The following is a 26,373-nucleotide window of genomic DNA, read 5'->3' as shown; positions in this document are numbered from 1 at the left end:
CCGCGTCGTTCACGGCTCGTGCGAGCAGACGAGCCGTCCCGCGCCGGGAGTGCCTGCAAGGACGCTCCCGGCGCGGGACGAAGAGGGGCCGGAGGGCCCCGAACCCGAAGGAGAAATGGAAGGAGCGAACGGCCTATGAAGCCAGATGCGCGCTACGCGGTGCAGATGGGCGGCATCGTAAAGACGTTCGGCACGTTCACCGCACTCGACCATGTGGACCTCACCGTGCAGAAGGGCACGATCCACGCGGTCCTGGGCGAGAACGGCGCCGGCAAGAGCACGCTCATGAACGTGCTCTACGGTCTGTACCAAGCCGACGAGGGCCAGATCTGCCTCAACGGCGAGCCCGTCGTCATCAACACCCCCAACGACGCCATCGCCCATGGAATCGGCATGGTCCACCAGCACTTCATGCTCGTGGACAATTTCACCGTGACCCAAAACATCGTGCTCGGCAGCGAGGTGTGCGGTGCAGCGGGCATCCTCAACATGAAAAAGGCCCGCGAGAAGGTCTGCCAGATCATCGAGCAGTACGGCCTCGAGGTCGACCCCGATGCCAAGATCGAAGACATCTCGGTCGGCATGCAGCAGCGCGTCGAGATCTTGAAGGCGCTCTACCGCGGCGCCGACATCCTGATCCTGGACGAGCCCACCGCGGTTCTCACACCCCAGGAGATCGACCGCCTCATCCAGATCATGCACGACCTCACCAGCGCGGGTAAGACCATCATCGTCATCACCCACAAGCTCAAGGAGATCAAGGCGTCCTCCAACACCTGCACGATCATCCGCCGCGGCCAGTACGTCGACGAAGTCACCGTCGCGGACGTCACGGAGGAGGACCTCGCCGACATGATGGTCGGACACCACGTGAACCTCCAGGTCGAGAAGCAGCCCGCCACGCCTGGAAAGACCGTCTTTGAAATTCGCGACCTGCACGTGAACGACGAGCGCGGCATCGAGACCGTCAAGGGCCTCGACCTCGCGGTCCGCTCCGGCGAAATCGTCGGCATCGCAGGCATCGATGGCAACGGCCAGAAGGAGCTCGTCGAGGCCATCACCTGCCTGGCGAAGGCGACCTCCGGAAAGATCCTCGTGAACGGCGAGGAGATTCAAAACACCACGACGCGCAATGTCATCGACCACAAGGTCTCGACCATCCATGAGGACCGCCAGAAGCGCGGCCTGGTGCTGCCCTTCACCGTTGCCGAGAACGCCGCGCTCGAGAAGTACCGCACGCCCGAATTCGGCAAGCACGGCATGCTCGATGGCGCCAAGATGCACGAATACACCGAGCAGCTCATCGCCGACTACGATGTCCGCCCCGCCGACTGCGCCGACAAAACCGCCGGCGGCCTGTCCGGTGGCAACCAGCAGAAGGTCATCATCGCCCGCGAGGTCTCCAACGATCCCGACGTGCTCATCGCCGTGCAGCCCACGCGCGGCCTCGACGTGGGAGCCATCGAATATGTTCACAAGGCGCTCGTCGCCGAGCGCGACCGCGGCACGGCCATCTTGCTCATCTCGCTCGAGCTCGACGAGGTCATGAGCGTGTCCGACACCATCGACGTCATCTACGACGGCCGCATCACCGGTACATTCAAGCAGGGCGAGGTCGACGAAAACAAGATCGGCCTGCTCATGGCAGGAGGTGAATAGCATGGCATCCACTGCAACCGCAGGCGCGGCGCATACCGCCAAACCCCAGGAGAGCCTGCTCCAGCGCATCCTCAAGCGCCCCATCACCGCTACGTTCATCGCCATCGCGCTCGGATTCGCCGTGGCGGCGGTCCTGCTCGCGGTGGCTGGCTACGACCCCGTCGCGTCCTTCGCGGCGTTGTTCGAGGGCGTGTTCTCCAAGCCCAAGTACATCTCCAACACCATCATCAAGGCGTCCCCCATCATCCTCACCGGAATCTCGGTGGCGTTCGCCTTCAAGACGGGCATGTTCAACATCGGCGCAGAGGGCCAGTACGTGGCCGGCGCTGTGTGCGCCGTGCTCGTGGGCTCCACGCTCGACCTGCCCATGGTGCTGCAGGTGCCCGTCGTCATCCTCGCCGGTATCGCCGGCGGCGCCGCCATCGGCGCCATCACGGGTTTCCTCAAGGCCCGCTTCGGCATCCATGAGGTCATCACCGCCATCATGCTCAACTGGACGATGCTGTACCTCAACAACTTCGTCGTGAACTCCGAGATGTTCCATCGCCCGAGCTCCACCTCGTCGATCCCGGTGAATCCCTCCAGCTACACCATGATCCTGCCCGAGTGGAAGCTCTCCGACCAGGGCCTTGAGACCCTGCAGAACGTCCCGTGGCTCTACGACTTCCTCGTCAAGACCGACGTCAACATCGCCTTCATCGTGGCCATCCTCGTCGCCATCGCGATCTGGTTCGTCCTCTACCGTTCCAAGCTCGGCTTTGAGCTGCGCGCCGTGGGCTTCAACCGCGACGCCGCCGAGTTCGCCGGCATGCCCGTCGAGCGCAACACCGTGCTCGCCATGGTCATCGCGGGCGGTATCTCGGGCCTGGCCGGCGCCCTCATGATCACCGGCATCCAGCCGCACTGCATCTCGACGCTCGCCGCATTCGAGAACTACGGCTTCAACGGCTTCTCCGTCGCGCTCATCGCCGGCTCCTCCCCCATCGGGTGCATCTTCGCCGGCCTGCTGTTCGGCGGCCTGCTCTACGGCGGCACCTCCGTGCAGATGGCCGTGGGCGCCCCCACCGACATCATCAACATCATGATCGGCACGATCGTGTTCTTCGTCGCGCTCGCCCGCGTGGTCACCCTCATCGCCGAGCGCCTGGAGAAGCGCTCTGCCGAGAGGGCCCAAATCGCAGCGGCCACTCCCGACGCGCAGGAGGCCAACCATGCTTAACAACGTCATGCTGCTCATCGGCATCACCCTCATGTATGCGACCCCGCTCGTCTTCGGCGCCCTGGGCGGCGTCATCTCCGAGCGCTCCGGCGTCGTCAACATCGGCATCGAGGGCATGATGACCATCGGCGCCCTCGCCGGCGCCGCCGTCTCGTTCTACACCGGCAACCCCTGGATCGCGTTCCTGTGCGCGGGCATCGCAGGCGGCGTCTTCGCACTGCTGCACGCCGTCGCCGCGGTGACCTTCCGCGCCGACCAGAACGTCTCGGGCATCGCCCTCAACATGCTGGGACCCGGCCTCGCGCTCTTCCTCGCCCGCCTCATGTGGGACGGCGGCACGCAGAGCCCCTCCATCGAGACGCTGCCCAAGATCTTCGGGCGCGGCGCCTTCGCCGGTACCCCGTGGGCGAACCTCAACGTCGACGTCACCGTCGTGTTCGGCATCATCGCCGCCGCCGTGGTGTGGTTTGTGCTCTACAAGACCAAGTGGGGTCTGCGCGTCCGCGCCGTGGGCGAGCACCCCTCCGCCGCCGACACCCTCGGCATCAACGTGAGCCGCACGCGCTTCATCTGCGTCGTGCTCTCCGGCGTCATGGCGGGATTCGGCGGCGCCTCCATCACGCTGGCGATCATCTCCCAGTTCACGCAGACCGCCGTCGCCGGACAGGGCTTCATCGCGCTGGCAGCGGTGATCTTTGGCAAGTGGACCCCGCACGGCGCGTTCGGCGCGTGCCTGCTGTTCGGCATGGCGCAGGCCCTCGTGATCATCCTGGGCGGCGGCGTTGTGCCCATCCCCAGCGAGATCCTCGCCATCATGCCCTACATCCTCACCCTCGTCGTGCTGGTGCTGTTCGTGGGCCGCTCCGTGGCGCCCAAGGCGGACGGCGTGCCCTACGAGAAGGGCTCGCGCGGGTAATCCGGTCCCAACGGGAGGCCCGTCCTTTTTATCCTGCGCCCGGCAGTCCTGCTCGCACCGGGCCGCGTAGCCCTCCGGGTGCCCGGGGTGCATATCATCCGCTGCTCGGGCAGTCCTGCTCGCACGGAGGGTCCACTGGACCCTCCGGCTCGTGCGGAACTCGCATCGGACGATATGCGCCCCGGGCACCCTGCGTTTACCAAGGGCCAGCCATCCAATATCGAAGAGGAGCGAAATGATAAGCGACCTTGAACTTGTGCGGGCTGCCATCGCAGCCCGGGTGAACTCGTATTCCCCATATTCGAACTTCGCCGTCGGTGCGGCGCTGCTATGCGCCGATGGGAGCGTGTACGGCGGGTGCAATATCGAGAACGCGGCTTATTCGCCGGGCAATTGCGCCGAGCGCACGGCGTTCTTCCGCGCCATCTTCGACGGGCATCGGGACTTCACGGCCATCGCCGTGGTCGGAGGCCCCGCAGGTGAGCCCATCAGCGAGCTGTGCGCGCCATGCGGCGTGTGCCGGCAGGTGATGCGCGAGTTCTGCGACCCGGCCACCTTCCGCATCCTCATGGGGACGAGCCCCGATGCATTCGTCGAGGCAACCCTCGAAGATCTTCTCCCCTACGGCTTTGGCCCGGAGAACCTCGGGCACTAACCCCCATCTCGCCAATGGCTCCGGCGGCGCCCCCTTGCCGCCACATGGAAATGAGGCAACCCTATGCGCATGTACGACATCATCGAGAAGAAGCGCGATGGCGGCGCGCTCAGCGACGCCGAGATCGGCTTCTTCGTGGATGGCTACACCTCCGGGCGCATCCCCGACTATCAGGCGAGCGCCCTGCTCATGGCCATCTACCTACGCGGCATGACGCCCGAGGAGACGCGCCTGCTCACCATGCACATGATGAACTCGGGCGATGTCATGGACCTCTCGAGCATTCCGGGCGCCACCGTGGACAAGCACTCCACCGGAGGCGTGGGGGATAAGACCTCGCTCGCCGTCGTGCCCATGCTTGCGGCCATGGACCCCGGGCATACGTTCGTCGCCAAGATGACCGGGCGCGGTCTTGGCCACACGGGCGGCACCGTGGACAAGCTCGAGAGCATCCCCGGCTTCGACACCGCCCTCACAGATGACGCGTTCCTCTCCTGCGTGCGGGAGCACGGCGCCTCCATCATCGGCCAGACGGGCAACCTCGTCCCGGCCGACAAGCTCATCTATGCCCTGCGCGACGTCACCGCAACCGTGAGCTGCATACCGCTCATCGCCAGTTCGATCATGAGCAAGAAGCTCGCCGCAGGTTCGGGCTGTATCCTGCTCGACGTCAAGGTCGGATCCGGCGCATTCATGAAGACCGTGCCCGAGGCCATCGAACTCGCGCAGGCCATGGTCGAGATCGGCGAGGGCATGGGACGCCGCGTGAAGGCGCTCATCACCAATATGGACCGCCCGCTGGGGCGCAACATCGGCAATGCCCTCGAGGTCGCAGAAGTCATCGAGACCCTGCAGAGGCGCGGACCCGCCGACCTCACGCACGAGGCGATCATGCTCGCGAGCGACCTGCTCGAGCTCACGGGGCGCTTTGACCACAACGAGGCCGAGGCGCGGGCGCGTCGCGTGGTCGAGGACGGATCGGCGCTCGCCAAGCTCAAGGAGATCGTCGCCGCCCAGGGCGGAGACGTGCGCGTCATAGACGACCCCTCCCTGCTCCCGCAGGCGAGCCTGCACGAGACGCTGTGCGCACCGTGCACGGGCTTCGTTGCGCATATCGATACCGAGCGCGTGGGCGTGGCATCGGCCGAACTCGGAGGCGGGCGCCTCACCCTCAACGACGAGATCGACCACAGCTGCGGCATCACCCTCCTCAAGAACTACGGCGATCCCGTCGAGTGCGGTGAGCCGATCGCCGTCGCACACGCCAACGACGCGAGCAAACTCACCTGCGGACTCGCCACACTCGCCGGCGCCTACACGTACGGACCCAAGGAGCCGCCCGTCGAGCCCCTGCTCTACGCAAGCGTGACGGCTGCGGGCGTTGCGTACGCGTAGCCGGACACTCCTCGGGGTATACGCCCCACATACGCATCTGCAACCACCGCCCCACCCGGGGTTTCAAATGAAAGGAATCGCCATGTCCCTCACCAAATCCGAACTCGCCAAGTACATGGACCACACCCTGCTCAAGGCCGACGCTACCGCCGAGCAAATCGACCGCGTCGCCGCCGAGGCGCGCGAGCTGAACACCGCCTCCGTGTGCGTGAACGGCTATTGGGTCCCGCGCGTCGCCGCCGCTCTCGAGGGCACCGATGTCATGACCTGCGCCGTCATCGGCTTCCCGCTGGGCGCCATGTCCACCGCCGCCAAGGCTGCCGAGACCGCCGACGTCGTGGCCGCCGGTGCGCGCGAGGTCGACATGGTCATCAACATCGGCGAGCTCAAGGCCGGCAACGACGACGTGGTGCGCGCCGACATCGCAGCCGTGGCCGAGGCCGCTCACGCCGGCGGCGCCCACCTCAAGGTGATCATCGAGTGCTGCCTGCTCACCGAGGAGGAGAAGGTCCGCGCGAGCCGCCTCACCGTCGAGGGAGGCGCGGACTTTGTGAAGACCTCCACCGGCTTCTCCACCGGCGGCGCCACCGTCGAGGACGTCCGCCTCATGCGCGAGACCGTCGGCCCCGACTTTGGCGTGAAGGCCGCTGGCGGCATCCGCACCCTGGCCGACGCCGAGGCCATGATCGAGGCCGGCGCCAACCGCCTGGGTGTCTCCGCGAGCATCGCCATCCTGAGCGAGCTCGACGCCTAAGCACCGCACATGCACCGTCGCCCCGAGCACCGCACTCGCGCGCTCGGGGCTTTCATCGTTCTCAAAGGACCTTTTATGGCATCTCAGAAGTATCGCCGCATCCTGACCATCGTCATCGACTCGATCGGCGTGGGTGACGCACCCGACGCCGACAAGTACAACTCAGACGGCGCCGACACCCTCGGCCATATGGCCCAATGGTGGGTCGACAACCAGGGGCGCCCGCTCGCGCTCCCCAACATGGAGCGTCTCGGCCTGGGCCGCGTGCGCCCCGGCAAGCCATTCGCCGGCGTAAACGCGGACACCGAGCCCGCCGGCGGCTTCGGCCGCATGCGCATCATCAGCCTGGGCAACGACTCGCTCGACGGTCACTGGGAGATGATGTGCCTGCCCACGCGCTTTGAGGTGGATTACTTCCCGCAGGGCTTCCCCGATGAGCTGCTCGACAAGCTCCGCGCGTTCAGCGGTCGCAACATCGTGTGCAACAAGCCCTACTCCGGCACCGAAGTGCTCAAGGACTACGGCGAGCACCAACTGGCCACGGGCGACCTGATCGTCTACACCTCGGGCGATTCGGTCTTGCAGATCGCCGCGCATGAGGATGTGATTCCGCTCGACGAGCTCTACCGCATCTGCGAATACGCACGCACCCTCATCAACGGCCCCGAGATCACCATGGGTCGCGTCATCGCGCGCCCGTACGTGGGCACGTGCGCCGCAGATTTCACCCGCACCGCCAACCGCCACGATTACGGCCTGACCCCCACCGGCCCCACGGTCGTCGACTTCCTGCGCGACGCGGGCCTCGACACCATCGCCGTGGGCAAGACCTACGACCTGCTGTGCGGCAACGGTTTTTCCGAGAGCTATCACAACGAGAGCAACTCCGATGGCATGGACCATGTGGATGAGGTCATGGCTCGCGATTGGCACGGCCTGTGCTTCACCAACCTGGTGGATTTCGACGCCGTGTACGGACACCGCCGCGACCCGCTCGGCGACGGCCTGGCGCTCGAGGACTTCGACCGGCGCCTCGGCGGCGTCATGGACGCCATGCGCGACGACGACCTGCTGATCATCACCGCCGACCACGGCAACGACCCCACCTACCGCGGCACCGACCATACGCGCGAGCTCGTACCGCTGCTCGCCTGGAGTCCCTCCATGCGCGGCGGCGTCGACCTGGGCCTGCGCCCGACCGCCTCGGATATCGGCGCCACGATCTTGGAGAACTTCGGCGTCCCCGGCAACGGCGAGGGCACGAGCTTCCTCAGCGAGCTCCAATAGCACGCCAAGCACCCGCCGCCAGATCAACTTAGTGCCATCAACACTGCCGCCGCTTACCGCATGCACCACCCATTCGGTAGGCGGCGTTTTTATGCGCCTGGAAAGCGCCAGCCGATTCTGTGATTGCCAAATTCTCAAGATGTGTGACCGATGAGCGCATGCGGGCCGCTGCCGCGCGAGACTTCAGCGCGAAATGACCACGAATCACCCCGGCCATACGTCGCACGGACGCTCTTTTTTTCTTTTTCCCATCCTCATTAGGCAAAAAGGCGCCCCTAGCAAGGGGCGCCGGTCACGCTTCTTTTGAATTTGGCAAAATCGCTCTCGCGCAGATGCGGCAGCGGGCCTACTCCCAGCCCTTCCAGGTATCGGGACAGTAACCCACGGTCGCCTTGGCGCCGTTGCGCACGATGGGCTCGCGCAGGACCTGCTGGTTCTCGAGCAGCTTGTCGAACTTCTGACTCTCGGCAAGATAGGTGATGAGCGCCACGGTGTCCTGATCCTTCGCGTCCGGGTCGATCACGGCGTCGATGCCGCCCACGGCGCGCATCACGCTCTGCAACTCGCCCTTGCTCATCTCCTTCTCTTTGAGATCGATGAACTGGAACTTGATGCGACGCTCCTTGAAATAGCGCTGGGCCTTCTTGGTGTCGAAGCTCTTTTTAGTACCGAAGATCTGGATGTTCATGTCGGCTCCGTGGGGTCGAAGGATCGATGGGTCTCAGTACAGGGCCGGAGCGGCCGACATCGCCAGCTCGTCGACGAGCGCGTAGAAGCGCTCCGGGTCGGCGTGCGTCACGAGCGTCACCTCGCGACCCTCGTCGCAGCGGAAGGTCCGGCCGGCCGCGGCGCCGTCCACGCGGACATCGCAGCGCACGCGCTCGACCTCGGCGATCTCGGGGTACAGGCAGTAGACGGTGGTGAGCACGTCCCACAGGTAGTACACGTTGTTGGCGGCCACGTTGAGGACCAGCGCATATCCCTGGCCGATCAGGTCGATGGCCGGGTAACGGCGCAGCTCGGCCCAGTGCTGGCAGAGGTCGCGCGTGAGCGGCAGCTCCTCGGTGCTCTCCAGACCCACCATGTGGATCTCGAGCGACGAGTCCCACACGCGCTTGACCGCCTCGGGGTCCCAAAAGGCGTTCCACTCGGCGGTGCCGTCAAAACACGGGTCCACCACGTTGCCATGACCGTCAAGCGAACCGCCCATCCAAAAGAGCGTCTCGATCTTCTCCTCGATGGCGGGCTCAGCGTCCAGCGCGCGGGCGAGGTCGGTCAGGGGGCCGGTGAACAGCAGGGTCGTCTTGCCCTCCTCGGCCATGACCTTATCCACCAGGTCGAGATGGGCCGGACGCGCGGCAATCGGCGTGCGAGGCGCGCCGTGCTCGTTCAGCATGGGCAGCGCATCGAAGGTGAAGGCGGAACCCCTCCACTCCGAGGGGAATTGATGATGCGGGCGAGAGTCCGACGCCGCAACCTCGAGAGCCGCCTGCTTACCCCCAAAGAGATCGATGATTTTGCGAGACGCCTCGAGGGCCGCCTCGATCTGGCAATCGCCGTCCACAACCGAGACACCCGTCACACGGGCCTCGGGCATCTGCAGCAACAGCAGCAGGCTCACCAGGTCGTCAACGCCGCCGTCATGGTTGAAATACACGTTCGTCATACGAAACCTTTCAAAAGAAAATGACACGCACCCAGTATGCCAGAGTACGTGCCATATACATGCAAAGGATTCGCACGGTGCGCATCGCACCGTGCAGCAAGTCACTTACACCAGCATGAAGTACGCGAGCACCGCGACACCGAGCACGATGCGGTAGATGCCGAACGCCGTGAAGTCGTGACGGCGTACGAAGCCCATGAGCCACTTGATCGCGACGAGCGAGACGATGAACGCGACGATGCAACCGACCGCGAGGATGGCAACGCCGCTCGGGTCAAACACGCCGCCCTTGAGGAAGAACTTCACAAGCTTGAGGAAACTCGCGCCGAACATGACGGGAATCGCCAGGAAGAAGGTGAACTTGGCCGCCACAGAGCGCGTGGTGCCCAGCAACAGGCCGCCGATGATGGTGGATCCGGAACGCGAGGTACCGGGAATGAGCGAGAGCACCTGGAAGCAGCCGATGCCGAAGGCGGTCTTATAAGAGAGATCGTCGAGCGTGGTGATGGAACCGAAGTCGCCACCCTCGGTGGGCTCGACAGCAGAGGCGGGGGCGGCGAAATGCGAGCCCATGGGCCTACCGCCCGGCGCCACAGCCTCGGCAGCCACGCGCGCGGCGAGCTTATTGGCGCGCCAACGCTCGATCACAATGAAGGCGATACCGTAGACGATGAGCGCAGCGGCAACAACCCAGGCGTTGTAGAGGTGTTCCTCCATGAAGTCGTCGAGCGGAATGCCGATGATCGCCGCGGGCAGGCAGCCCACGATGATCTTGCCCCACAGGCTCCACGTGGAGCGGCACTCCTGGCGCGTCTTGCCAAAGCCAAACGGCAGCAGGTCGCGTATGAACAGCACGCACACGGCGAGAATGGCACCGAGCTGGATGACGACGAGGAACATGTTCCAGAATTCCTCGGTGACGTTCAGCTTGATGAACTCGTCCACCAAGATCATGTGGCCCGTCGACGAGATGGGCAGCCACTCCGTGATGCCCTCGACCAGGCCAAGGAAGGCGGATTTGAGCAGCTCGATAATATCCACGTGTCCTCCTCAGGGGCGCGACGGCGCGCGCCGAGCATGTCGATACAAATAGCGCCGCCCTGCGGCGCGATATCCCATTATCACCCGACACGATGCGCTGCACCGAAAATGCGCGCCGTTCGCGATATATCGAACGCAAATGTAAGCCGAATGGGTATAACTGTGGCATGGTAAAGCACCATGAGACGGGCGCGTGAAAGCCCGCATAGACCAAGGAGGTCACCATGCACGAGGGTTATTCCAAGGTATTCGTCGCCCTTGACGGCACCGAGCAGCAGGACTTCGTCCTCGCCCGCGCGATCAAGGTCGCCGCGAACAACGGCGCCGCGCTCGTCATCGGCCATGTCATCGACTCCACGGCGCTTGAGTCCGCCGGATCCTATCCCGCCGACCTGGTCCAGGGGCTTCAGGACGCCTTCACCAACTCCATCGCCGCCCAGGTCGAGGAGGCCAAAGCCAACCCCGCCATCCCCTCCGTCGACGTTGTGATTCGCGCCGGTCGCATCCGCGAGACCCTGAAGGACGAGATGCTCGACGTCATCGAGCCCGACCTGGTCCTCTGCGGTGCCCGCGGCCTGTCCTCCATCAAATACGCACTGCTCGGCTCCATCTCGACGTTCCTGCTGCGCAACACCGACTGCGACATCCTGGTCGTCAAGTAGCGCCAAGCGGAACACGCCGCGCACCCACATACCCCCAACTTAGAAGGCCGCCCCTTTCGGGCGGCCTTCTTCATGTCTCAATCGGGGACAGGCACAAATTGAGACGTTAAGGGCGGGAGACGCTGGCGTTGCGGACCAAGCGCGGCGGGAGCACCCGCTCCTCGAACGGACCCGGAGTGCCGTCCTTGGCCTCGACCCGGGCGAGCAACAGCTCGAGCGCATGATCGGCCAACTCCTCGACGTCCTGCTCGATAGCGGTGAGCGCGGGCTCGAACAACGCATCGGCGGCGGAGTTGTCGTAGCTTACAAGCGAGTAGTCGCGCGGCACGCGCTTGCCGTGCGCGTACAGGCACTTGAGCACGCCGAGGGCAATGTTGTCGGAGCTCGCGAAAATCGCCGTGGCGTCGGAGGCCACGATGCGCTCGGCGGCGCGGCAGCCGTCGGCGATGTAATAGTCGCTCTCGAACACCAGGTCCTCGCCAAAGGGCGCACCGGCCTCGGCAAACGCGCGCCGACAGCCGGCCAGGCGATCGCGGCCGGTATGCGATGCGGTGTTCACCACGCACGCGACGCGGCGATGCCCCTCGTCGAGCAGGTGCTTGGTTGCCAGGTATCCGCCGAGCTCGCTGTCGAATCGAACCTTGTCGCCAGGCGCGTTCTCAATCGAGCGGTCGACCATCACCACGGGCACAATACCGGCCTCGAGCTGCTCCATGAGCAGGGGGTCGGGCGAGACCTCCTCGGCGGCGACGAGGAAGATGCCGTCGGCGCCGCGGTTGATCAGCAGGCGAACCAGGTCGGCGTCGTTCTCGGTCTTGCCGTCGGAGTTCATGATGAACAGGGCGTATCCACGCTCGCGGCAGCGCACCTCGAGGTTGCGGGCAAACGAGGAGAAGAAGCGGCTCATGATGTTCGGCACGATGAGGCCGAGGGTCCTCGACTGCTGCATCACAAGGCTGCGCGCGATCTGATTGGGCACATAGCGCTTCTGCGCGGCGACTTCCTTGATGCGCCGGCGATTCTCATCCGAGATGCGGCAGGGACGGTCGTTGAGAACGAGCGACACCGCCGACGGTGACAGCCCGACTTCCTGCGCGATTTCCTTGAGCGTGACCTTTGTCGCCATGCTACACCCCCATAAACGAACGAAGGACGTACGTTCCCATACGTCCGACGCTTCATTTTCCTCTTTTGCGGGTGATGGTCAACGCCTTTATCACTGAGCGGCGCCCCCTGCACGACGGGTGGTCGGCTCGTCTTGGCCCCTCACAAAGCAATCATTCGAAGTAGTGCATCTTGTTCGTCGGAAACGCGATGGTCACCGCAAAGTACTCCCCCGGCGCCGATTGCGCGCGCACCGCGAGCCCCATCTTGTCGCACAGGCGCTTGACCAGATACAGGCCTATGCCCGTGGCGCGCTTGCCCGTGCGTCCGTTCTCGCCGGTGAAACCGCGGTCGAATACGCGCGTCAGATCGGCCTGCTCGACGCCGCAGCCGTTATCGCGCACCTCCAACTCGATGCGTTCGCTCGACAGCCCTTCATCGCACAAGCGACTTGAGAACACCAGCTCGGCACCCTCGCCCGCGGCGTATTTCGCGCTGTTCTGGATGAGCTGCCCCAGAATGAAGTTCATCCATTTCTCGTCCGTGAACACCGTCTGCTCCAGATCGATGCGATACGGAGCCACATGCGCCCCCATCAGCACGCGCGCATTGGCGCGCACCGCATCGCCCACGAGCTTTTGCAGGCTATAGGGGCGAATCAGGTAGTCGCGGTCGAGCGACTCGGATCGGGCGAAGAACAGCGCCTGCTCGATAAAGCCCTCCACACGGTCGAGCTCCTCGCCGAGCGCCTCGGTCTTCTCGAGCAGCACCTCGCCCGTCTCGTCGGCGGGCAGGCTCTCCATGAGGTTCTCGAGCATGAGGTGGGCGGCGGCGAGGGGCGACTTCGCCTCGTGGACCCAGGTCTCGACGTATTCGCGATAGTCCTGAGCCTGGCGGCGGTACTCCGAGACGTCGTCGTTGGCGGCCTTCGACACGGCGCTCAGGGCCTCGTAGGCAAGCCTGCCCTCCGGATAGTCGGGCTCGTCCACCATCTCGAAGATCCACAGCGGATGCTCGAGGTCGTCGGTGCAAGCGGCAAGATCCCCATAGAACGGGCGCTTGCGACGATAGTCGATGGCGATCGAGATGATCGCGGAGCCAACGACCACGCCCGCCACGAGCAGGGAGAGGCCCACGCTCGCGCCCGAGACCAGCAAAACGAACGCACTGAGGGCCGCGGCCGCGGCCGACAGGGCGAGCGTGGGCCAATGCGACCCCATGAATTTCACGAAGCTCATAGCGCGCACTCCCCTACACCGAGTACCCGCGTCCGCGGTGCGTGGTGAGATAACCCGTGACGCCGATCTTCTCGAGCGTCGCGCGCAGGCGGTTGATGTTCACCGTGAGGGTGTTGTCGTCCACGAACGCATCGGAGTCCCATAGGTCGCGCATGATGGCCTCACGGCTCACGATCGTGCCCGCGTGGCCGATGAGCAGGGAGAGGATGCGCATCTCGTTTTTGGTGAGCTCGATGCTTCGACCGGTGTCGACGGCGGTGGCCGTGGATCGGGACAGATCGAGCGACACCCCGTTATGCGCGAGCTCGTGAGAGGCGTCGCCCGAGCCCTGCACACGGCGGAGCAGCGCCTGCACGCGCGCAACGAGCACACGAGCGCTGTAAGGCTTGGGAATGAAATCGTCCGCACCCATGGTCATGCTCATGACCTCGTCGACCTCGGTCACACGCGAGGTGAGCACAATGACGGGGATATCGGACTGCTGGCGCAGCTCGCGGCAGATGAGCTGACCGTCCGTGCCAGGCAAGGTGAGGTCGAGCAGCACGAGGTCGGGTCGGGCGGCGAGGATATCGTCGACCACGCGATCGAACGTAAGGCAGTAGGACACCTCGAAGCCCTGGCGCTCGAGCACCTCGATGACCTCGTTGCGAATGGGTGCGTCGTCCTCGACCACGAATATGCGCGCCATTCCCCTGTCGCCTTCCTCTTCATCACCTTGGCGGCCATCGCGAAACGCCCGCCCTGCGTTGCTTTGGTCCATTATGACGCGACCCGCCGGATGCGAAGGCGGCGGGTCGGCGAGGTTTCAGCAATGTAAGCCTCATGGGCGCGAGCGCGTGATCGAGAGGCGCCGGGGCAACAGCGGCAGCGCGGCCGGCGCATCGGGAAACGCGGGGGCGGTACCGCAGCGCAGGCCAAACTACTTGAAGAGCTTTGCCAGGCCATCTGCGAAGGCGTGGGCCGTCGCCAGGGCCTCGGCGGAAACGGGTACGGGAGCCGCTTGCTCATCTTCGACCACCACACCGTGCTCGTCGGAGATGAGGAAGACGACGCTCCCCTCTTCGACAACGGCGAGGGCGTCCGCAAGACGGGTGCCGTCCCCCAAGGTGCGCACGGCCTCACGGCCCTGCGTGGCGGCAAGCTGCTCCACAAGGGTCGCGGCACCGCAGAGATGCTCATCGAGCGCGGCGAAAACCAGCATGCGCCCCTCGGGCGTCACCGCGGCCAGCAGCTCGGGGGCGACGCCGGTCTTGGCCTGCTCGCGACGGGCCTCCTCCGCACGGGCAACCAGGGCATCGCGGGACCGGTCGGCGAGCGGTTCATAGGGCCCCACGCTCATGAGTGCGTCGCCGTTGACGTCGATCACCGTCATGAGCACGCCATTCGGATCTTGATAGTCGCCGGCGGCGAGAGACCATTCGACGTGCTGCTTGGCCCAGGAGAGCATGTTGGTGGTGAGCGGAGCACCGTTCACCACACGCTGGGAAAGCGCGCGGATGTGCCTGTTCAGCATGGGCACGCCGCGACGGGCCATGCGCCAGCGACACACGAGCGCCGGCTCGGCGAGCTCGAACCTCCCGCCGCCGCGCTCCTGCTCGGCGCAAAACTGCTCGTACGTGGCGCACTCCTCAGCTGAATTGAAAAACGGCTCAAGCTCGCTCAACGCTGCTCCTCTCCTGCCATGTGTAATGAGGGACGGGCGAATTACACATCGAGCCGCACGTGGCGGCCCGATGCGCTCTAATGCGCCGGGATGTGTAATTCGCACCCGTCCCTCATTACACATCCCGGCGCTCGACAAACGCTGTTTTGTCGCCTTAGTGGCGGAAGTGGCGCGTGCCGGTGAAGACCATTGCGATGCCGTGCTCGTTGCAGGCGTCGATGGACTCCTCGTCGCGCACGGAACCGCCGGGCTGGATGATGGCGGTCACGCCATGGGCGGCCAGGGTGTCCACGTTGTCGCGGAACGGGAAGAACGCGTCGGAAGCGCAGGCGTAACCGCCGGCCTCCTGGCCAAGACGCTCGCAGACCTCATCGGCGCGCTGGCAGGCCAGCAGCGCGGAATCGACGCGGTTGGGCTGACCGGGGCCCATGCCGATGCCCATCTCGTTCTTGGCGATGAGGATGGCGTTGGACTTGACGGTCTTGCAGACCTTCCAGGCGAACATGAGGTCGCGCATCTCGGCGTCCGTGGGCTTGCGCTCCGTGGGGAACGTGAAGGTCGCGGGGTCCTCCTCGACCGTGTCGACGCGCTGGACGAGCATGCCGCCGTCGACGGTGCGCATCTCGAGCTTGGCGTGGCCCGCGGCACCGCCGGTGGCCAGAACGCGCAGGTTTGCGCGCTTGGAGAGGCGCTCGAGGGCCTCGGGCGTGAAGCTCGGGGCGATGAGGACCTCGACGAAGAGCTTGTCACGGTCGGCGAAGTGCTCGACGAGCGACAGCGGGACCTCGCGGTTGACGGCAACGATGCCGCCGAAGGCGCTCTTGGGATCGCAGGCGAAGGCGCGGTCGTAGGCCTCGGTCACGTCAGCGGCGACGGCGGAACCGCAGGGGTTCTGGTGCTTGAGAATCACCACGCCGGGCTCGTCGAGCTCGCGCACGGCGTTCCAGGCGGCCTCGGCGTCGAGGAAGTTGTTGTAGGACAGCGGCTTGCCCTGGAGCTGCTCGGCGCCCACGAGCGGGGCCTCCGAGGAGAAGAGCGGGGCGTTGGCGGCGTCGAAACGGTAGACCGCGGCGGCCTGATGCGGGTTCTCGCCGTAGCGCAGGTCCTGGGCCTTCTCGAGCTTGACGGACATCGCGGCGGGGGCGGCGAACTCGCCATCGGCGGTAAGGACCGCGTCGGCGCAACCGGACTCGGCCTGGGCGGCGAGCCAGGTGGAAATGGCGCCGTCATAGGCGGCCGTGGTGGTGTAGACCTTCACCTGGAGACGGCGGCGCGTCTCGAGCGTGGTGGCGCCGTCGTTGGCGCGCATCTCGGCGAGGACCGTCTCGTAATCGGCCGGGTCGGAAACCACGGTCACGGCGTCGGCGTTCTTGGCGGCGGAGCGCAGCATGGACGGGCCGCCGATGTCGATGTGCTCGATGGCGTCCGCGAAGGTGACGTCGGGGTTGGCAACGGTCTTCTCGAACTCATAGAGATTCACGACCACCATGTCGATCATACCGATGCCATGCTCGGCAGCCTCGGCCATATGCTGCTCGGAATCGCGACGGGCCAGCAGACCGCCGTGGACCTTGGGGTGCAGCGTCTTGACGCGGCCGTCCATCATCTCGGGGAACCCGGTGTACTCCTCGATGGGCGTCACGGGAACGCCACCGTCGACCAGAGCCTTTGCCGTACCGCCGGTCGAGATGATCTCGACACCGAACTCCTCCTTGAGCGCACGGGCGAACTCGACCACGCCGGTCTTGTCCGTCACCGAGATCAACGCGCGGGAAACCTTCCCCTGGGAAGCCATGGACCCTCCTTCGCACAGGTGGGGCCGCCTCATCCGGCGACCCCCGTTACATACGCCTCTACTGTACCGCAGGCGGCGGGGCGCGCGCGGCTCGCCAGGGGCCCTTTTGGATTACTTGCCGAGAAAACATGGCCTTTGCGCGGAGAATCTGAGGGTGCGGCGCGACTCCACGCGGACGACACACACGACCCGCGGGCAGGTGGTACAAACAGTGGGGATATGACAGGAGGTTCCATGGTCTCGCGCGTCACGTACCGGCCCTTCGAGGAAGAAGACTTCGAAGAGCTCGCCGCCATCTTGCAACAGACTTGGCACAACGAGGGCCCCTCGGCGGAATATGGCTTTCTCGAGGCGTGCAACGACCTCTCCTATTCGCTTTCGATCTCCACGTTCTCCCAGGTCGCGCTCGTCGATGACAAACCATGCGGCATCGTCCTCGCCTGTCCCGACTCCTCTCGCCCGCGCTCGAACAAGCGCTGGTTCACCATTTCCAAGGAGTACTTCCGCCGCATGCGCGAGCTCGAGCCCGAGGCGGCGGCCGCGTACTGGCACGGCGTCCAGCTGACCGAATCGAAGAACGATTCCCTGCTCGCCAAAAGCGGCTACGCCGGATCGACCGAGATCACCCTGCTGGCCGTGAGCAGCTCCGCCCGCGGCATGGGCATCGGCAGCGTGCTGATGGACGCCGCGACGACCTACCTGACCGAGCTCGGGGCGGACCGCGCGTTCCTCTACACCGACACCGACTGCACCTGGCAGTTCTACGAGCACCACGGCTTCAAGCGCGCCGGGACCTATCGCAGCACGCGCGACGAGCGGCGCCTGCTGCCCAAGGAGATGTACGTCTACGGCCTCGACCTGAGCGCCTAGGCGGGGGCGCACCGAACACATTCGGAACGCCCCGCATCGACTGAGCCGAACGAGCGGCTAAAACGTGCCGCCGCCCCCTCCGCCGACGCCGCCTCCGCCGCCACCGGAGAATCCGCCGCCGAAGCCGCCGCCGGAACTGTCGGAACTCGAGGCGAGCTCCGCGACCGTGGCCTGGTACGCATCGTGCATTTCGCTCATCGGCGAGTGCAGGCTGCCGTGCGAGTAATACCACCAGTAGCTCGGGTAGTAGTACATTCCGTTCTCATCCACCCGACGGTCGACCGGCACGGCGTCCGCCAGCTGGCGCAGGACCTCATCGCTCACGCCAAAAGCGACAGCCAGGACGAGCATCTTGTTCCACAGGATGAGGTCATCGGGAACCGCCTCGTCCAGATTGGTGAAGTCCTCGAGCCAACGCTCGAGCGCCTGGCAGCGATTGAGCAGCTCGACGGCTTCGGGCGAATGGACTTTCGTGCGCTCGGCGATGACCGCCGCGGCGATGGCGAGAGCGCCGCCAAGGATGATGAGCGGCAAATTGACGCCATCGGTGAAGATCGCAAAGGCTATGCACCCGAACACGAAAAGGGCGGCAAGGGCTGCCGGGGCATACCTGAAGGTATCGGGTGCGAGGTTGGTGAGATTGCGGCGCTCGAGCTCCGCCAGAACCTGGTCCTTGAAGGACTGCATGTACTCGCCCGCGCTCTCCTGGTTTTGAAAAGCGCCGAACCGCACCTCGTCGCCGTTCTTGGCACCGGGCCCGAAGTACAGATCGATCGCAGCCAGGTCGATAGGATCGGTGATGCGCTCGCGCGCCACAAGCTTAATCGAGTACTCCTCGACCTTCTTCTCGCCCAAGCCGAGGAACCTGTCCTCGGTGCGCGTCTCGTGCTTGATCTTGATCACGCGGTCGTCCGTGAGCTTCATCAGAGTCGCCACGAACGCGCAATCCTGCACCGCGCCGCTGTACACCAGGGCCGAGAGGACCGCCGGGTGATCGTTCGACGGCAAATCGCGGAAGTACGTCTCGTCAAAAACGGGCTTGGGGCTCGCATACCTGGTTTTACGCAGGTAGACAACGACACCGAGCATAATTGCGGGCGCGACGGTCAATACGGCGGTACCCGTGAAGGCCACCTGCCGCGCGCCCTCGCGCTGGGCGTTGGCCTCCTCCGCCCATGCCGCCTCCTCGGACAGCACGCTCTCGAGACGAGACTCGCCGGAAGGGGCGAGGCCGGGCACCCAGTCGATGGGAAACGTCGCGCGGACCTCGGCGAACTGACCGGCGCGCACCACGGGGGCCTCGAGCGTCACATGCGGATCGTCCGGCTCGGCGGTATTGAGGGAAACCTCGCCGTCGAGCGGACCGTGGCCCCAGGCGCGCAGGTTGGCGCCGGAAGCGCCCGTAGCGGCGGGTGTACCCTGGGCCGCACCGGCAAACGTCACGTCGAGATGGACGTTCTCGGCGTCTTCCTCCCATTCGGACCCGATGAACTGCCAGTAGAGCTCGGCGGTATCGGGCCACGCCATGATGGCGCCCTCGATCATGTAGCTAACCCACACGGTCGTCTCGTCGCCGTCCTCGCGCGGCAGGAACACCTTGAGACGAAGCGAGTCGCCCTGACTCTCCACCGTGTACGCATCGCTATCGCCGGCGTTCGCCGACGGGACCTCGCGCATGGGCTGCGCCGCACGGCGGGCCTCGGCCTCGTTCTCGGGGGCGTCGTCGAGCTCGTGCACGAAGAAGACCGTGATCGACGACGGCGCTCCCTGCTCATTTTGGGCAAGGGGAATGTCCCAGTACACGCCGTTGACCGTGTCCTCGAAGGCGAAGGTGCGGGCCTCGGTCACGAACAGGTCGCCGTTCTCCATGACCTGCGCCTGAATGTGCACGCTCGGCAAGGCATACGTGTCGGCGTGGGCGGCATGGGGAAATGCAAACGTCGCAGCAAAGGCGACAAGGGTGGTCAGCGCGGGCAGCAGAAGCGCACGCAGCGCGGCGCGAACGAGCGGGCGAGGGCGTGAACGGAAGGTGGACATGCAAGCCGCCTTTCTCCGAGTCGAACATGCGCACATTGTACCCGCACGTATGCACCGCGTGTCCAAGCGTTTCGCAAACGAAGACTCGGCAAACGAGCCCGCGACATGGTGACCAAAATGAAGCTGTTTGGCAGCAATCCCAAGGGCCTGTACGACCTGGACCGCGAGTATCAGGCGCGTGTGTATACGCAGATGACCGCGCTGCCACTGTAGCGGAGCGCGTTTTCGGGACGTGCCGAGCGGATCTCTAGAAATGTTGCAGTGGATTGGAGGGTCTCCAAGTAGAGCCAGAATCGGCACTGCCATTACCTGCGGTTTTGTTTTCGGTCATGAGGCTGCTACTCGCAAAGCCCAAGTTTTACTGCAACAAAACTCGAACCCCTCTCCGAAAGGGGCCTTTTCATGCGCGGCGCAATTGCCAAAACGTCGGCATTCTTGCCAAAGATCGCTGTTTTCAGTGCACAGCAGTAAGTTGCAAGAACAAAAAACGCCCCCTAAGCTGCGATAACTCAGGGGGCGCATCATTTCGACTGGCGGAGAGCTGGGGATTCGCCGGGCGGCTAGCGCCGCCCTCCTCCCGCTGCGCGCCTGCGGCGCTTGCGGGCTTCGCTGGAAAACGGCTCCGCCGTTTCCCCAGCTCCACACCCCTAACGAGGTTCGAATCCATGGGGCGGAAACAAAAAAAGCGAGCCCCATGGGCTCGCTTCTCAATTCTGACTGGCGGAGAGCTGGGGATTCGAACCCCAGAAGGGCTTTGCGGCCCTTACTCGCTTAGCAGGCGAGCACCTTCGGCCTCTCGGTCAGCTCTCCGGAACAGCTAGACGATAATAACGCACTTCCGCGGGCTTGACCAGGGCACGGAAGCAACAATTCAAAACTAGCCCAAGAAACCGGGCGCCACCACGAAGTTATCGCGGTGCGCTCGCACTTGGTCCCAGCTGAATCCTTCGACCAGGTGCGCGGCGGAGCACGGTGCGGCGTCGGGCTTTAGGCCCAGCGCATGAGCAAGGCGCCCCAAAAGCTCCTCGGGCGTGCCGAAGCGGCGGCGCAGTTCCCCCATATCAAGATCGCGATCGCGCTTGGACAGGCGCCGTCTGTCCGGCGCCACCAACAGCGGAACGTGCGCATACTCGGGATGCCCATAGCCGAGCATATCCTGCAGATACAGCTGGCGCGCCGTCGACCCCAACAGGTCGCAGCCGCGCACGACCTCCGTGACGCCCATGGCGGCATCGTCCACGACGACGGCGAGTTGGTAGGCAAAGACGCCGTCGCTGCGCCGCACGAGAAAGTCTCCGCATTCACGTGCAAGGTCCTCGACATGCACGCCGTACGTGCGGTCGGTGAACCTCACCGTACGCGACGGCGAGGCTACAGGCATGCGAGGTGCCATGGCGAGCACGTCCGAGCCATCCGCCGCAGGCACCCTCAGGCGCATCGCGGGCGGCCGGACAGCCGAGCGCTCCGCCACCTGCTCAGGCGTTAGATTCCTACACGTCCCCGCATACACGGGCGTGCCGTCGCTGGCATGAGGGGCGCTCGCGGCATGAAGCTCGGCTCGCGTGCAAAAACAGGGGTATACCAGCCCAAGCGAATCGAGCCGCTGCAACGCGTCTTCATAGAGGTCAAGCCGCTCGGTCTGGTAATACGGACCTTCATCCCACTCGAGCCCCAACCAGCGCAGATCGTCCATGAGCAACTCGGCCCACGGACCGCTGCGGGCACGGTCATCCAGATCCTCGATGCGCAGCACGAGTTTGCCACCCTGGCTGCGAACCGAAAGCCATGCCAAAAGCGAAGCCGCGACGTTCCCCAAATGCATGCGACCCGTCGGCGATGGGGCGAAGCGCCCAACGACCGGCCGCGCATCGGCCGCCCGCGCGCTTTGCGAAAACGTCCCGCGAACACCCTCGAGGTTTTCTGCCGATCCCATCATGCGGCCGCTACGCCCACGGGTCGCGCTCGAACAGAGGCTCGGGATCGGGGCGGCGATCGGAATACGGATCGTAACCGTCGTCGTCCTCATTCTCCGCGCGGATGCACGGATCGTCGTACTCCGGAACGCGAGCCTCCTCGCCCGTCCTCTGCGGCCCGACCATGAGCCCTCCCCTCGCAAAGGCCGACCCTCCGTGCGAGCGCACGTGGGTCGGCACCCTTTCAATTCTCTGTATCAGCAGGATATACGATAGCGACTACAGCTGCTTCCATACCCGCAATCGCGGTCGGCGTGAAACTCTTGTTTCCAGCCATCCCAGCAGCCCTACGGCGGCATCACCCAACATCGACGACGACTATGCCCGCCGTTGCGACACTAGGCTCTCCAAGCGGCAAACTCGTATCGGAGGGCCACGTGAGCATCGCGGGATCGATTGCCGCCGTCACATGTTTGTCCTGATAGGCGCCCCAGGTCAGCTCACTTGTGTTCCGCTCAATAAGAATTAAGCGCACCTCGCCCTCGCGTGGGGCCGGACTGCCGCCGCTCAAGGCGGTCAGGGTCACGGGCTCGTCGAGCTCGAGCACTGCATTCATCACAAGGTCGTCGCTTGGAGGGTTGGGGTTCTCGATGCCCTGCAGCGCGGCGATACCGCGGTCATCAAGCTCGCGCACCGTGCCAGTCAGAGAGATGAGTCCGAATTGCTCCGCCGCTGCCGAGTGGTCTTTGCCCTCGCGCACTGCGGTCGACTGCCATGTGCCGTTCGCGAGCGCCTTCAGACTGGCGAGGTCGTCGAGATTCGCCCCCGAAAGCGGACATGCCTCCCAGGGTATGGGCACGAATTCCTCCGTGGCAGCCCTGGCCGCCATCGAATCAGACCCCACGCGCAATTCGCACACGGGCTCCGGACGCACGGCATCCGCCTCGAAACGGCGGCGCCAAACAACGCCCTCACCCGTCAATTGATTCATATCCTCGATAAGCAGGCCGTCGCCGTACGCAGACGCCATAACGCTCCTCTGCCGCCCTTCCGCCTGGGAGATGTCCTCCCATAGCGGCGCGACCCCAGCCGAAAGCCCGTCCCCGGCGTCGTTCACGGTCAGGGGCACGATCTCCGCCGCGTCGGCCCATCGCCCATCCGAACCCATAGCGCGCAAAAGCAGCGCGGGGAGCTCGCCGGGCTTGACGGCCACCAAAGCGTAGTCGAATGTCGGAACATCAGATCCACCCGCACCCTCGGGATGCTCGGGGAGACCGAAATACGATTGAGGATGAGAGACCGCTTCTTGGTACAAGGCCGCGGCGCGCTGGGCGGGTGTCGCACTTGCGTCCAAACCCTGTGATGAACCGGGCGCTGCGGAGCCAGCGGGGTCAGTCGAACCCCCGCATCCGACAAGGCCGATCATCAGCGCAATACAGGCGACGAGCAGGCGGGCAATTCGCTTGGCGTTCATCACGACCTCCGATCTGAAAGCGTCATTGCGAGTATGCCCGCAAGCCCGGGCTTCCATTCGGATCTTAAAAACGGGCGCCGGCTGCAGCACGCAACCGGCGCCCATCGTCAATGCGGCATTTCTTACACGACGACGAACGAGCCGTCCCCGTCGACGTCGATCTTCACCTCGTCGCCCTCGCGCACGCGACCGTCGATGATGGCACGCGCGATCGCGTCCACCACCTCGCGCTGAATGAGGCGCTTGAGCGGGCGGGCGCCGAACACCGGGTCCAAGCCGCCCTCGGCGAGCAACTGCTTGGCGCGCGGCTCGATCGTAAGCGTCATGCGCTCCTTGGCCAGACGGCGACGCACGTCGGCAAGCTGGATGTCGACGATCTTCTCGATCTCACCCATGCCGAGCGGGTGGAACACCACAATGTCGTCGATGCGGTTCAGGAACTCGGGCCTGAACGTATGGCTCATGGCCTCATCCACCAGACGGCGCATCTCGGCTTCGTCACGCCCCGCGTACTCGGCGATCGCATTCGAACCAACGTTGCTCGTCATGATGATGATCGTGTTCTTGAAGCTCACCTGGCGGCCCTGGCCGTCGGTGAGGCGACCGTCATCGAGCACCTGCAACAGCACGTTGAAGACGTCCGGATGCGCCTTCTCCATCTCATCCAGCAAGATGACGGAGTAGGGCCTGCGGCGGACCGCCTCGGTGAGCTGACCGCCCTCGTCGTAGCCCACGTATCCCGGGGGCGCGCCGATGAGGCGCTGCACGCTGAACTTCTCCATGTACTCGGACATGTCGATGCGCACAAGCGCACGCTCGTCGTCGAACAGGCACTCGGCGAGCGCCTTGGCGAGCTCGGTCTTGCCCACGCCGGTGGGGCCGAGGAAGAAGAAGCTGCCGATGGGGCGATCGGGATCGGAAAGACCCGCGCGGCTGCGGCGCACGGCGGCGGCCACGGCGCGAACGGCCTCGTCCTGGCCGATGACGCGCTTGTGGAGCTCATCCTCGAGACCTTGGAGCTTTTCCAGCTCGCCCTGCATCATCTTGGACACGGGCACGCCGGTCCAGGCACTCACGACCTCGGCGATCTCGTCGGAGGTCACCTGCTCGTTGAGCCCCTCGCCGTCCTGCTGCTTTTGCGCCTCGAGCGCAGCCTCGGAATCCTGGATCTGCTGCTGCAGACCCGGAATCACGGAGTAGCGCAGCTCGGACGCACGGCCCAGATCACCGTTGCGCGTCGCGCGCTCCTCCTCGCTCTTGGCCTCGTCGAGCTGGCCCTTGAGCTCCTGCACATGGTCGATGGCGTTCTTTTGGTTGAGCCAGCCGGCCTTTTGCACGTTGAGCTTTTCCTGGACCTCGGCGATCTCTTGGCGCAGGGCCTCCAGACGCTCCTTGGAGGCGTCGTCGGTCTCCTTCATGAGTGCCTGCTCCTCGATCTGCATCTGGGTAAGCTGGCGCGTGGTGGCGTCAATCTCGACCGGCATGCTGTCGAGCTCCATGCGCAGGCGGCTCGCCGCCTCGTCCACCAGGTCGATGGCCTTGTCGGGCAGGAAGCGGTCGGCGATGTAGCGGCTCGAGAGGTCCGCCGCGGCCACGAGTGCGCTATCGGTGATGTGCACGCCGTGGAAGATCTCGTACTTCTCCTTGAGGCCACGCAGAATCGAGATGGTGTCCTCGACGGTGGGCTCGCTCACCATCACGGTCTGGAAACGACGTGCGAGTGCCGCGTCCTTCTCGATGTACTTGCGGTACTCGTCGAGCGTGGTCGCGCCGATCGCATGCAGGTCGCCACGGGCGAGCGCCGGCTTCAGGATGTTGCCGGCATCCATGGAGCCCTCGGTAGCACCCGCGCCCACGATGGTATGGAGCTCATCGATGAACAGGATGACCCTGCCCTCAGACTTTTGCACTTCCTTGAGCACCGCCTTCAAGCGGTCCTCGAACTCGCCACGGTATTTGGCACCGGCGACCAGCGCGCTCATGTCGAGCTCGATGAGGTCGCGGTCGCGCAGGGTGCTCGGTACATCGCCGGCCACGATACGCTGAGCGATACCCTCGACGATGGCCGTCTTGCCGACGCCCGGCTCGCCGATGAGCACGGGGTTGTTCTTAGTGCGACGGGACAGGACCTGAATGGTACGACGGATCTCGTCGGTACGGCCGATGACAGGGTCGAGCTTGCCGGCGCGGGCAAGGTCGCAGATGTTGCGTCCGTACTGCTCCAGCGCCTCAAACTGGGTCTTGTCCTCGGCAGACGTCACGCGGTCATCGCCGCGCAGCTCCTCGTAGACCTGCTCGATACGCTCCTTGGTGACGCCGGCGTCGCGCAGAACGCGGCCGGCCTCGCCCTTGTCCTCGGCAAGCGCCATCAGCAGATGCTCGGTCACCACAAAGCTGTCGCCCATCTTGGTGGCCTTCTTCTCGGCCTTCTCGATGACGCGGACGAGCTCGTTGGACAGGCCCATCTGCTGGCCCTCGCCCGAAACCTTGGGCGCATGGTCGATGGCATCCTGTGTGGAGCGTGCGAGCTGTGCCGGATCGGCACCGATGCGCTCGATGATCACGGAGATATTGCGCTCGCCGGCACCGAGCAGGGCGGACAGCAGGTGAATCGGCTCTACCGCGCCGGCCTGCGCGTCGGCAGCCGTGCTCATGGCGGTCTGCAGCGCCTCGCGCGACGTCATTGCTAGCTTATCGATTCTCATGGAATCACCTCTCTTGGGGCGGCCGCCCTACGGGGCGGCTTCACGTTGTTCGAGAAGTATTGTTGCCAGCTTTGTACGATCTTATACACAAATCTAAGTCTCTATATATAAGATTTTCTGAGTGATTGAGAGATAGGGAGCAGGCATGCTCACCCGCTACGGCCTCGTCCCCTCACTATCTCAATCTGTAACATCTAGCGGCTGTTTCTGGCTCTAGATGTTACAGATTGAGACGAATCGAGCCGCCACAAAGGCGCCTGTTCCCTTCGTGGAAGGTGATTGCATGCGGGGTACCATGGGAATATTCCATGATTCAACTT

General features: G+C 64.8%; 22 protein-coding genes and 1 tRNA gene. 9 read left to right on the top strand and 14 right to left on the bottom strand.

Annotation, left to right across the window (positions count from 1 at the left end; genetic code table 11):
* The first annotated feature begins 135 nt into the window (after window positions 1–135).
* The 7 genes from FY258_RS06320 (at window position 136) to FY258_RS06290 (ending at window position 7,885) form a co-directional block, all read left to right on the top strand.
* Window positions 136–1,659: an ABC transporter ATP-binding protein gene (locus tag FY258_RS06320; RefSeq protein ID WP_118104251.1), complete on the top strand. Its 1,524-nt coding sequence runs from the start codon at window positions 136–138 to the stop codon at window positions 1,657–1,659.
* Between the two features lies 1 nt (window position 1,660).
* Window positions 1,661–2,878 (top strand): ABC transporter permease, encoded by a 1,218-nt coding sequence (locus tag FY258_RS06315; RefSeq protein WP_118104249.1) that lies wholly within the window; start codon window positions 1,661–1,663, stop codon window positions 2,876–2,878.
* Window positions 2,871–3,794 (top strand): ABC transporter permease, encoded by a 924-nt coding sequence (locus FY258_RS06310; RefSeq protein WP_118104247.1) that lies wholly within the window; start codon window positions 2,871–2,873, stop codon window positions 3,792–3,794. Before FY258_RS06315 ends, FY258_RS06310 begins: the two co-directional genes overlap by 8 nt.
* Window positions 3,795–4,032: 238 nt before the next feature.
* Window positions 4,033–4,449 carry a cytidine deaminase gene (cdd, locus tag FY258_RS06305; protein ID WP_118104579.1) on the top strand — a complete coding sequence of 139 codons (417 nt, stop codon included), beginning with the start codon at window positions 4,033–4,035 and terminating at the stop codon, window positions 4,447–4,449.
* A 63-nt stretch (window positions 4,450–4,512) separates the two neighbouring features.
* Window positions 4,513–5,844 (top strand): thymidine phosphorylase, encoded by a 1,332-nt coding sequence (locus FY258_RS06300; protein WP_118104245.1) that lies wholly within the window; start codon window positions 4,513–4,515, stop codon window positions 5,842–5,844.
* An 82-nt stretch (window positions 5,845–5,926) separates the two neighbouring features.
* Entirely contained in the window at window positions 5,927–6,598 is a 672-nt protein-coding gene (deoC, locus tag FY258_RS06295; RefSeq protein ID WP_118104243.1) for a deoxyribose-phosphate aldolase, read from the top strand.
* 75 nt (window positions 6,599–6,673) lie between these two features.
* The gene (locus FY258_RS06290; protein ID WP_118104241.1) at window positions 6,674–7,885 is read left to right on the top strand and encodes a phosphopentomutase; all 1,212 of its coding nucleotides are present in this window, start codon (window positions 6,674–6,676) and stop codon (window positions 7,883–7,885) included.
* 346 nt (window positions 7,886–8,231) lie between these two features.
* Here FY258_RS06290 and FY258_RS06285 read toward each other — a convergent pair whose 3' ends face one another.
* The 3 genes from FY258_RS06285 to FY258_RS06275 form a co-directional block, all read right to left on the bottom strand.
* Window positions 8,232–8,573 (bottom strand): arsenate reductase family protein, encoded by a 342-nt coding sequence (locus FY258_RS06285; protein ID WP_006723764.1) that lies wholly within the window; start codon window positions 8,571–8,573, stop codon window positions 8,232–8,234.
* A gap of 33 nt (window positions 8,574–8,606) precedes the next feature.
* Entirely contained in the window at window positions 8,607–9,551 is a 945-nt protein-coding gene (locus FY258_RS06280) for a nucleoside hydrolase (protein WP_118104239.1), read from the bottom strand.
* A 105-nt stretch (window positions 9,552–9,656) separates the two neighbouring features.
* Complete coding sequence (locus tag FY258_RS06275) at window positions 9,657–10,592, bottom strand: undecaprenyl-diphosphate phosphatase (protein WP_118104237.1); 936 nt, start codon at window positions 10,590–10,592, stop codon at window positions 9,657–9,659.
* Window positions 10,593–10,816: 224 nt separating this feature from the next.
* Between FY258_RS06275 and FY258_RS06270 the strand changes: the two genes are divergently transcribed.
* Window positions 10,817–11,254, top strand: a complete 438-nt coding sequence (locus FY258_RS06270) for a universal stress protein (protein ID WP_118104235.1) — start codon at window positions 10,817–10,819, stop codon at window positions 11,252–11,254.
* 106 nt (window positions 11,255–11,360) lie between these two features.
* Here FY258_RS06270 and FY258_RS06265 read toward each other — a convergent pair whose 3' ends face one another.
* The 5 genes from FY258_RS06265 to purH all read right to left on the bottom strand — a co-directional run bounded on the left by FY258_RS06265 (window position 11,361) and on the right by purH (window position 17,054).
* Window positions 11,361–12,380 (bottom strand): LacI family DNA-binding transcriptional regulator, encoded by a 1,020-nt coding sequence (locus FY258_RS06265; protein ID WP_118104233.1) that lies wholly within the window; start codon window positions 12,378–12,380, stop codon window positions 11,361–11,363.
* 151 nt (window positions 12,381–12,531) lie between these two features.
* On the bottom strand, window positions 12,532–13,596 hold the full coding sequence (locus FY258_RS06260; protein ID WP_118104231.1) for a sensor histidine kinase: 1,065 nt from the start codon (window positions 13,594–13,596) through the stop codon (window positions 12,532–12,534).
* Window positions 13,597–13,609: 13 nt separating this feature from the next.
* Entirely contained in the window at window positions 13,610–14,284 is a 675-nt protein-coding gene (locus tag FY258_RS06255) for a response regulator transcription factor (protein WP_118104229.1), read from the bottom strand.
* Window positions 14,285–14,515: 231 nt separating this feature from the next.
* Entirely contained in the window at window positions 14,516–15,259 is a 744-nt protein-coding gene (locus FY258_RS06250; protein ID WP_118104227.1) for a hypothetical protein, read from the bottom strand.
* A gap of 154 nt (window positions 15,260–15,413) precedes the next feature.
* Window positions 15,414–17,054, bottom strand: a complete 1,641-nt coding sequence (purH, locus tag FY258_RS06245; protein WP_006723773.1) for a bifunctional phosphoribosylaminoimidazolecarboxamide formyltransferase/IMP cyclohydrolase — start codon at window positions 17,052–17,054, stop codon at window positions 15,414–15,416.
* Window positions 17,055–17,288: 234 nt separating this feature from the next.
* On the opposite strand from purH, the gene FY258_RS06240 reads away from it, so the two are divergent.
* Window positions 17,289–17,924 carry a GNAT family N-acetyltransferase gene (locus FY258_RS06240; protein WP_118104225.1) on the top strand — a complete coding sequence of 212 codons (636 nt, stop codon included), beginning with the start codon at window positions 17,289–17,291 and terminating at the stop codon, window positions 17,922–17,924.
* Between the two features lie 57 nt (window positions 17,925–17,981).
* Here FY258_RS06240 and FY258_RS06235 read toward each other — a convergent pair whose 3' ends face one another.
* The 6 genes from FY258_RS06235 to clpB form a co-directional block, all read right to left on the bottom strand.
* Window positions 17,982–19,961, bottom strand: a complete 1,980-nt coding sequence (locus FY258_RS06235) for a DUF2207 domain-containing protein (RefSeq protein ID WP_118104223.1) — start codon at window positions 19,959–19,961, stop codon at window positions 17,982–17,984.
* A gap of 718 nt (window positions 19,962–20,679) precedes the next feature.
* Window positions 20,680–20,771: transfer RNA gene (locus FY258_RS06230), tRNA-Ser, on the bottom strand.
* A gap of 67 nt (window positions 20,772–20,838) precedes the next feature.
* The gene (gluQRS, locus tag FY258_RS06225) at window positions 20,839–21,897 is read right to left on the bottom strand and encodes a tRNA glutamyl-Q(34) synthetase GluQRS (protein WP_118104221.1); all 1,059 of its coding nucleotides are present in this window, start codon (window positions 21,895–21,897) and stop codon (window positions 20,839–20,841) included.
* A 7-nt stretch (window positions 21,898–21,904) separates the two neighbouring features.
* Entirely contained in the window at window positions 21,905–22,060 is a 156-nt protein-coding gene (locus FY258_RS06220) for a hypothetical protein (RefSeq protein WP_182279480.1), read from the bottom strand.
* 172 nt (window positions 22,061–22,232) lie between these two features.
* Window positions 22,233–23,348 carry a hypothetical protein gene (locus FY258_RS06215; protein ID WP_147350723.1) on the bottom strand — a complete coding sequence of 372 codons (1,116 nt, stop codon included), beginning with the start codon at window positions 23,346–23,348 and terminating at the stop codon, window positions 22,233–22,235.
* A gap of 122 nt (window positions 23,349–23,470) precedes the next feature.
* Entirely contained in the window at window positions 23,471–26,053 is a 2,583-nt protein-coding gene (gene clpB / locus FY258_RS06210) for an ATP-dependent chaperone ClpB (RefSeq protein WP_118104217.1), read from the bottom strand.
* Window positions 26,054–26,373: the final 320 nt, after the last annotated feature.

The sequence above is a fragment of the Collinsella intestinalis genome (assembly GCF_902364775.2).
Lineage (GTDB): Bacteria > Actinomycetota > Coriobacteriia > Coriobacteriales > Coriobacteriaceae > Collinsella.
Note: the sequence above shows the minus strand (reverse complement) of the source record. Positions and strands in the feature narration are given on the sequence as shown.

Coding starts and splice junctions, on each gene's coding strand:
- FY258_RS06320 (WP_118104251.1), top strand. CDS start 136: ATGAAGCCAGATGCGCGCTACGCGGTGCAGATGGGCGGCATCGTAAAG.
- FY258_RS06315 (WP_118104249.1), top strand. CDS start 1,661: ATGGCATCCACTGCAACCGCAGGCGCGGCGCATACCGCCAAACCCCAG.
- FY258_RS06310 (WP_118104247.1), top strand. CDS start 2,871: ATGCTTAACAACGTCATGCTGCTCATCGGCATCACCCTCATGTATGCG.
- FY258_RS06300 (WP_118104245.1), top strand. CDS start 4,513: ATGCGCATGTACGACATCATCGAGAAGAAGCGCGATGGCGGCGCGCTC.
- deoC (WP_118104243.1), top strand. CDS start 5,927: ATGTCCCTCACCAAATCCGAACTCGCCAAGTACATGGACCACACCCTG.
- FY258_RS06290 (WP_118104241.1), top strand. CDS start 6,674: ATGGCATCTCAGAAGTATCGCCGCATCCTGACCATCGTCATCGACTCG.
- FY258_RS06285 (WP_006723764.1), bottom strand. CDS start 8,573: ATGAACATCCAGATCTTCGGTACTAAAAAGAGCTTCGACACCAAGAAG.
- FY258_RS06280 (WP_118104239.1), bottom strand. CDS start 9,551: ATGACGAACGTGTATTTCAACCATGACGGCGGCGTTGACGACCTGGTG.
- FY258_RS06270 (WP_118104235.1), top strand. CDS start 10,817: ATGCACGAGGGTTATTCCAAGGTATTCGTCGCCCTTGACGGCACCGAG.
- FY258_RS06265 (WP_118104233.1), bottom strand. CDS start 12,380: ATGGCGACAAAGGTCACGCTCAAGGAAATCGCGCAGGAAGTCGGGCTG.
- FY258_RS06260 (WP_118104231.1), bottom strand. CDS start 13,596: ATGAGCTTCGTGAAATTCATGGGGTCGCATTGGCCCACGCTCGCCCTG.
- FY258_RS06255 (WP_118104229.1), bottom strand. CDS start 14,284: ATGGCGCGCATATTCGTGGTCGAGGACGACGCACCCATTCGCAACGAG.
- purH (WP_006723773.1), bottom strand. CDS start 17,054: ATGGCTTCCCAGGGGAAGGTTTCCCGCGCGTTGATCTCGGTGACGGAC.
- FY258_RS06240 (WP_118104225.1), top strand. CDS start 17,289: ATGGTCTCGCGCGTCACGTACCGGCCCTTCGAGGAAGAAGACTTCGAA.
- FY258_RS06235 (WP_118104223.1), bottom strand. CDS start 19,961: ATGTCCACCTTCCGTTCACGCCCTCGCCCGCTCGTTCGCGCCGCGCTG.
- gluQRS (WP_118104221.1), bottom strand. CDS start 21,897: ATGATGGGATCGGCAGAAAACCTCGAGGGTGTTCGCGGGACGTTTTCG.
- FY258_RS06220 (WP_182279480.1), bottom strand. CDS start 22,060: ATGGTCGGGCCGCAGAGGACGGGCGAGGAGGCTCGCGTTCCGGAGTAC.
- FY258_RS06215 (WP_147350723.1), bottom strand. CDS start 23,348: ATGAACGCCAAGCGAATTGCCCGCCTGCTCGTCGCCTGTATTGCGCTG.
- clpB (WP_118104217.1), bottom strand. CDS start 26,053: ATGAGAATCGATAAGCTAGCAATGACGTCGCGCGAGGCGCTGCAGACC.